General features: G+C 59.6%; 6 protein-coding genes. 2 read left to right on the plus strand and 4 right to left on the minus strand.

What is annotated here, in order from left to right; all coding sequences use genetic code 11:
• The coding region (locus AB4099_RS35040; protein ID WP_441481484.1) for a hypothetical protein at positions 1-189 on the plus strand (189 nt) is incomplete at its 5' end.
• A 272-nt stretch (positions 190-461) separates the two neighbouring features.
• On the opposite strand, the gene AB4099_RS35045 is transcribed toward AB4099_RS35040, so the two are convergent.
• Positions 462-1007: a thermonuclease family protein gene (locus AB4099_RS35045; RefSeq protein WP_441481485.1), complete on the minus strand. Its 546-nt coding sequence runs from the start codon at positions 1005-1007 to the stop codon at positions 462-464.
• Between the two features lie 1032 nt (positions 1008-2039).
• Positions 2040-2564, minus strand: a complete 525-nt coding sequence (locus AB4099_RS35050; RefSeq protein WP_441481486.1) for a hypothetical protein — start codon at positions 2562-2564, stop codon at positions 2040-2042.
• A 1447-nt stretch (positions 2565-4011) separates the two neighbouring features.
• Between AB4099_RS35050 and AB4099_RS35055 the strand changes: the two genes are divergently transcribed.
• Positions 4012-5454: a hypothetical protein gene (locus tag AB4099_RS35055; protein WP_441481487.1), complete on the plus strand. Its 1443-nt coding sequence runs from the start codon at positions 4012-4014 to the stop codon at positions 5452-5454.
• Between the two features lie 73 nt (positions 5455-5527).
• Here the strand turns inward: AB4099_RS35055 and AB4099_RS35060 are convergent, their stop codons facing one another.
• Both AB4099_RS35060 and AB4099_RS35065 read right to left on the minus strand, forming a co-directional pair.
• Positions 5528-5797, minus strand: coding sequence for a hypothetical protein (locus AB4099_RS35060; RefSeq protein ID WP_441481488.1), 270 nt, complete (start codon positions 5795-5797; stop codon positions 5528-5530).
• A gap of 24 nt (positions 5798-5821) precedes the next feature.
• Positions 5822-6055, minus strand: a 234-nt coding sequence (locus AB4099_RS35065; RefSeq protein ID WP_441481489.1) for a hypothetical protein, incomplete at its 5' end; no start/stop codon positions are given.

Genomic DNA, 6055 nt, shown 5'->3' on the forward strand with positions numbered 1-6055 from the left:
CAAATCCATCCACGACAATCATCACGAACGACCCAGGCAAATCACCTCGCACCTGCCGGCTTCAAATCGGAATGGGGTGCCGGAATGAAATCGGAACAGGGTGCCGAATTCATATCGGAATTGCCCGCCGAATTCGTCGGAATCCGCACAGTAGAACACCATAAGCCAGATGACGATCGTCGGAACTAGCGCCGCGACAGGAATTGGCCGCCAGCGATACCGCGGCAGAACTCGGTCATTGCGGTCGCGGGGCGTGGGCTGGTTGCGCATCATCACAGGACAATGCCCGGACATGATGCAGCCGTCTTGCTATTCGCCGCCAATCAGTTGCGGTAAGCGGCGAGCCCGAGATGGCGCCATTTGCGGGAGCATTCGTTTGGCAGACATTGCTCCCACCATTGCGGTCCTGCTGATCCAGGAGGGGCCGAAAGACATCAGCTTCCCACGGTGGCGAGCGGAAATTAACACCAGGGGCGTCGGCCGCCATTCCATGGTCGGGCCAAGCCCTCGTCGACGAGTTGGGCGCCGATCGAACCACCGCCGTTCGCGACGATACGAAGTTTGCGGCCGTACGAATCTACGTCCCGGCTGCCAATCGCTTCCAATCGGAAGGGCCTCGAGCTCAGCAGCTCGGCCAGCCTGAAGGTGGCCCGTTGACCGAGATCTGCTTCGTCGGCGCATTTGGCTCCGCCTGTTTCCGGCGCGTCAATGTCAGCGATCCGGATCTTCTCGCCGCGGAACCGGAAGGTGTCACCGTCGATGACGCAGTCGCCGGCGCCCCGCCCACATAGCGGGAAGGAAGATTGCGCCTGGCTGGATCCTGCAGTCGCTGGGCGGATCACCTCGATCTCGTTCGGGCGCGGGTTTGATCTCAAAGACAGGGGATCGAGTAGCGTCGCCCGGATCTGATCCAGCCGGTTAGGGGAGGGCGTTAGCAAGCCGAGTGCGGCCCCCATCGAGACGATGAAGGTGCGCACGCAGACGACTGCCCATTGGGCCGAACTCATGCCGGCCAAGTCTCGTCGGAACGACATTGCTGGTCCTCCAGGCTGGAGAGTGCCAGAGGCGTCCTAAGGGACAGCCAAGGGAGACAGCACGGTTTGATGGTTCGCAGAACGAAACCGTTAGTGAAAATGGCCCGGCTCGCGGGCCACAAGCGAGAGCTTCTGACGCCGGATGGCGGCAGCAAAACTGAGTCAGCGAAGCAGCCTCACTGGCCCGGACTAGGCGCGCTGTAAGGGTGCCCGATGAGGCATCAAAATTCGCCCGTGCGCAGGCACGCGGAAGGGTCTCGGGAGGCCGCCTGGCGTAGGCCAAAGGCGCCCATCCCGAAGCCTCGCATGAGGCGATGACACGCGAATTTTTGTGCCTCAAATCCTCAGGCCATCATCGTCTCCCAGCCCCTTATGCGCGCAGGCGCAGGACCACCATTCGGAGCCGCCGGAGGGCGGTCAAACGACATCCAAACCGATCGTGCCCAGGCGAAGGCATGGGCTGGCGTGCGCAGGCACGCATCAAGATCGATGGGAGATGGAAGTGGGTGGTCCAAGGGGGCTGTCGGAGACCTCAATGACGCGAAGGCGTCACTCAGTTTTCTGTGGTGTGCGAAGGCACCCACAAAAACTGAGGTATTGAGCCTATTTTTTATTTTGGGGAATGAGGCCCATTCCGGGCCTGTCCTTGGTGGGAGGCAGCCACTGTGAGGCTGCGCATTTGCGGGGGTTTCGCCGTCCTTGGCTGGGGCTTCTCAGGCGCCCTGAGCGGGCAACGCCGTCAGCGAGGGGCAGGGCCTGGTCCTTAGGGGAGGGAGGCTCCATGGGGTCTTCAAGCCCGTCTATGGAGGCTCCGTCCTTGGTGGGAGAGCCGGCGGCAGCTGCCAGTGCTTCAGCCAGCAGATGCGGCCGGCGGAATCGTCATCGAAAGCGGCTTGGTCGATAGCGGCCGCGGGGTTTTGGCCAGTCCTCAAAAGAGAAGCGCAGGCGCGCCCTGAGGCTGCCTACGCTCTAAATTCTCGGGTTTTATGCGATCGCGGGTCGCAATCAGTGCGCCCGACGGGGGGATCCGTCGAAAGCTCGGCTGAATGGCGCGTCCTCGATGACGAGCAACTGGCGCCGTGCATTGAGCATCAGCCGGATCACGCTGCATAGAGCGAAGCTGGGGTCATCCTTGCTGAAGCTTTCCCGCGCAAAAACGGGAACGCCGCCGATGTGGTCACGCGAAGGGTAGGCGGAGAACCTGACTTCCAGGGTTTCCGAGTACTCGACGACATCCACGTCGGCGACGAGGTCTGGCTGCTTCAGCCAAGAATAGAGCTCAGCGTAGCGGGGCCGGGGAATGGCAACAGCTGGCTTGTGCTTCCCCAGCATCTCTGAAACCGCCGTAAAGAGCGCATCATCGTCAACCTGAATCGGCAGAACGACGTGTTCTGGCGCAAGCGTTGCCTGCGTCGCTCGCGTTCCGCCGTGCGTGGCAGCGACGACGATCTTGTCTTCGAGAAGGATCACCTTGACCTGACGCGGTTCAGCCACCGGCAGCAGATCTCGAATATTACTCACAGTCTTCAACTCCGTCTTGTCTGGGGTTTTGTGGTCTCGTCCCACGGAGTGAGGGGACACTCGTCAATCAATCCATAGTGTGTCGAGCTATACTCGACATACCAAATGATGTGTTTCTCGCCCCGGGTTTGATTCGCATAAGAAGGATTATGGAACGCGGAAGGATCCTGCGGTTTCGCAGGTGTTGCGTTTCCGGCCCTGACGCGAATGATCTCCTGGGCATGTTTCGATGCGATTGCAACGGCTTAGATCAATCTGTCCAACGCTGGTCGCCGCGTCGAATGCAACAGCCGGTCACTCCGGAGGGGTGCAACACGACTGCCGGCGCCAGGGCCATCTGGCCTCTGATCTGATGCCCGAAATCGGGCTCGGCGGCTCTACGACAGCGCTGAAATAGCCCGATGCCGAACGGGAAACCGTACCAAATCAATTTACTCGCCTTGAGTGTCAGGCATAATAATTGCCGGCAGACGCCAACTAACCCACTGTAAAATATGCGTTTTAGAAGTGCGGAATTCGAGGAGATTTGAAACCAGCACACGCAGACAGGAAGTGCGAATTTTGCGCACAACGATACGAGGCCTGTCTGGAACGGATCGGTTGTCGAACGGGGTCTAAAATTTATGCGCATTTCTTGATCGCGGAATTTAGCATCGCTCCCCTTGATCCGATTTTTCGGAAATGGGATAAGTGCGGAATTCAAGGCGCTCTTTTTTAACTGAGATCGACCAGGCGGGTGGATCTGTCGAGTTGACGAGGCGTCAGCATTTTTTGAATTTTGTACTGCGGATTTTCGGGTGCGTTAAACTGGCGCCGCGATATTGTGGATGGTGTGGCTTTGAGCAGTTTCGAATATCTTTGGGGTACGGAGCGCCCGGCCTTGCGAAAGGAGCGGTTGATTGACCGCTACCTAGAACTTGATGCCCGAGACGGAGCGTCTCTTGCAGGCCTACTTGGCGGGTTTGGCCGCCATCGATCGCCGCCGCGTTGCTCTTGCAGCGCAGATTGCCCAGATCGATCTGATGACCAGAAACGGGCGTTATGACTTTGATCTGGCTGAGAATTCTGAGCTCTTTGGGTCTGCTGCTAGCCGACCGGCTCCGGTTGTCTTGCAGGCGCCAAAACGCGGACGGGGACGGCCGCGGACTTATGGTCCGGGAGATGTGCGTCCTCCTCGTCCGACGCGAGCAAAAACGGCTGCTGGTTTGGCGCGCGCCATGCTTGGAACGGCCGTCGGGCGGAAGCGGAAGAATCCCTGAAATAGTCCTATTTTTAGCGGGATTTTTCCGAAGTCGGGCTTGGCGAGATAGCGCCGCGTCCGGTACAATTATTGTGCGAGATTTGGGGTGATAAACCCCATCCAAATTAAGGTTCGATCGCAATGGCGGTTTTTCAGTACACGTGGGGAATTGAGCGTCCCCGCGAGAAAAAACAGCGTCACTTGAGGAACGCTACGGTGCTCCGTGAGGCCGCCATTGAGGTCGCACGTCGTGAGTACGAGGCGCGTCTGGCTCAGATCGAGGCTGACTCGGCGGAAGAGCGCCGCCAATTGGAGCTGGTTGAGCTTTCGACGCCTGGGGGCCGCTATGACAGCACAACCGCGTTGCACGTCGCCGCGCAGTTTGGCGTGTTGCCCGAGGACGGGCAGAGCGTTGCTCGTCGGGGCCCTGGTCGCCCGCGCAAGTATCAGCCCGGGGATGCGCGTCCGCCGCGGCCCTCGCGTGCAAAGACGCGCGCTGGTCGCCTGCGTGCGAAAGCGATGCGTCTGGCGAAGCTGAGCGCGCCTGTTCTCGTGTCACCGGTGACGGCTTCGCCTGCGCGCGCGATTGCGCCGAAGGCAGCAGCTGAGATCGGTCGCGCTCTGCTGACCGGAACCATCGCTGCGCAGCAGAATGTTGTCGCGCCCGTCGTGGTCGACGTCGTCGTTGCTGACGGCGCGCTTTCAGCCGAACCGGTGGCGAAGTCGGCGCCGGAGGTACTCGACATTGCCGCGATCGCGGCCCGTCATCAGGCCAGCCTTCAGCGTGCAGCTGAGGAGCTGGCCGGTGATGAGCTTTCAGAGGATGGCGTGCTTCTGCGCAGCAATATCCTGCGGAGCCACAGGGTTCAGAACCACGAATTCACGCTGTGGGTTCGAGGGCAGGATGGTGCACGGATGCTCGAATATGATTTCAGCGACCCTCTGGATGAAGCCAAGGCAGCGCCGGAAGTCCGTGCGCTCTTCAATTGCTTCGGCTTGCCGTTCGAGGCGCGGACGCAGGACATGTCCGAGGAGGATTTGCAGCTGTGGATGAAGCGCGGGTTCTTCAACGGTGTGGATGCGCCGATTTCCGATTTCGATCGGTACATGAAGGAGTGCCGATCCGCGAAGGGCTTCTATGACTTGGTGGACTACAGGTTCGAGGTTCAGATCGATCGAGAGCGAGCGCGTGTCCGTGCTTGGCCCGCGATCCAGCGCCGCGTGGACTATGTCGAGCAGACGTACGATCAGATGATGCGCGGCGAGATTGACAGGGACACGGCGATAGTTCGCGTGGCCAGTCTTGATTTTGCAATCCTGGATCACCTGCTGACCAGCGTGCACGGGGTTTATCGCGAGATCGTCGATGCCATGAATTGGTTCGAGGGCTTCTCTCGGCTCGATATCGCTGAGTGGTCTGGCCACGATCCGGCGAAGGTTCCACTTTGCAAGGTCAAGCAGGGCTTCCCCGGCTGGACCTATCCGAAGCGGCTTCATGATGCTGTCTTGGACGGTCACATGATGGAGGAGGCGTCGGTGGACATTTACGAATTGCCGAGTGTCGCCGAACTCGCTGAATTTGCGTCGACGGATCGAGAGCTTTTTGTCGCCAACCTGCGGGAGCGAACCGATATCGATTACGCCGATATCGATTTCTGAGGGTTTCAGCGATTACGCATGAAAAAGGGCGGCCGCTGTTAAGCGTGCCGCCCTTCCCTATTTGGAGGTGATTTTAAAGGCTGCCGTCTCGCTGTATTAGGCGCTGCGCCACCATCTCGGTGAGGGCTTCATATCCCCCAAGCCAAGTGCCGAGAGCGTCGTAATTCCGGCGCACCATTTGTATGTAGACGCGGGTCAGATTGCCATAGCTGAGCGGCGGCGTCCTGGTGCAGATGTGATCAGCGAGGCGCTCGATGTCACGGCGGGTTTTCGTTCGCCTCTTCGTCCATTCTGGATTGGGAGTGCTGAGCGCCTTGGCGTCGAATGCGGTCTGACCTGCCACGGCGATCGTCCTTCTTCTGGGGTTTCAACCCTCTTGGGGTTCGCCCAATTTTCGAATTTGATCGAAATGCGAGATCTGATTGATCGTAAGCGGTGTCCCGATCGCACCTTTCTTCGACGGGGTCTGAGCGGTCAGTGTGACGATCCTGATTTGGAGGGTCGTTTTGTGTCCAGGCTTGACCATAGACTTGAGCCGGAGGGCGAGGTCCGGCGCTTTGAGGTGATCAACGGTGCGATCGGCCGCCGTCGCTGGAGCGGC

It is taken from the genome of Allobosea sp. 2KB_26, assembly GCF_052115715.1.
Taxonomy (GTDB): domain Bacteria; phylum Pseudomonadota; class Alphaproteobacteria; order Rhizobiales; family Beijerinckiaceae; genus Allobosea.